The sequence below is a fragment of the Amycolatopsis echigonensis genome, from assembly GCF_014174495.1.
In the GTDB taxonomy this organism is placed as follows: Bacteria; Actinomycetota; Actinomycetes; order Mycobacteriales; family Pseudonocardiaceae; genus Amycolatopsis; species Amycolatopsis echigonensis.
Genome location: NZ_JACJHR010000259.1, coordinates 1 through 719, shown reverse-complemented (window position 1 = coordinate 719; position 719 = coordinate 1). Strand labels below are relative to the sequence as shown.

Below are 719 nucleotides of genomic sequence, written 5' to 3'. Positions count from 1 at the left end.
GCTCACGCCGAGCAGCCTGGGGACCCCCGGTGGCGCCACGTCCGGCCAGACCCCCCACTAGGTGGCTGCCATGAGGATCTCCCATTCCGCGATGCCGGTGATCCGGCTGATCGTGCTCGTCGTGTTCGCCACCGCCTGCGCCGTGTTCTTCGGCTACCTCTGGGTGAACTCCGGCGGCAAACTCCCCTTCAGCAGCTCCCGCTACACGCTCACGGCGACCTTCCCGCGCGTGGCGAACCTCGTGCCCGACTCCGACGTGATGATCAGCGGCGTCGCCGTCGGCAAGGTGGCCGAGATCAAGAACGAGGGCGACCGCGCGCACGTCACCATGGAACTCGATCAGCAGTACCCGCTGCACGCGGGCGTAACCGTCCAGGTCCGGAACAAGACGCTCGTGGAGGAGACCTTCCTCCAACTGACCGACGGCGACGGTCCGGTGCTGGACAGCGGAACGGTCCTGCCGGAGAACGCGGGCAAGCCCGCAGTCGGCCTGAACGACGTGCTGGCCAGCATCGATCCTTCGACCAGGCAGGCGCTGGCGAGCACCATCCGCTCGCTCGGGGCATCCACCAAGGACAGCCAGGACAGCATCTCCCGCGCCTTGAGCGGTCTCGGTGACCTCGGCCGTGAAGGGACACGGCGCGCTGGCCGCGCTGTCCGCGCAGAGCGAGGACCTGAAGAAGCTCAGCGGGAACGCAGCCAGCCTCCTCGCCGCACTC

1 protein-coding gene is annotated in these 719 nt (G+C 68.4%); it reads left to right on the top strand.

Annotated elements, in window-relative coordinates; translation table 11 throughout:
* Positions 1-70: 70 nt before the first annotated feature.
* Positions 71-719: MlaD family protein (locus tag H5411_RS46655; RefSeq protein ID WP_246370575.1), on the top strand; the 649-nt coding region annotated here is incomplete at its 3' end.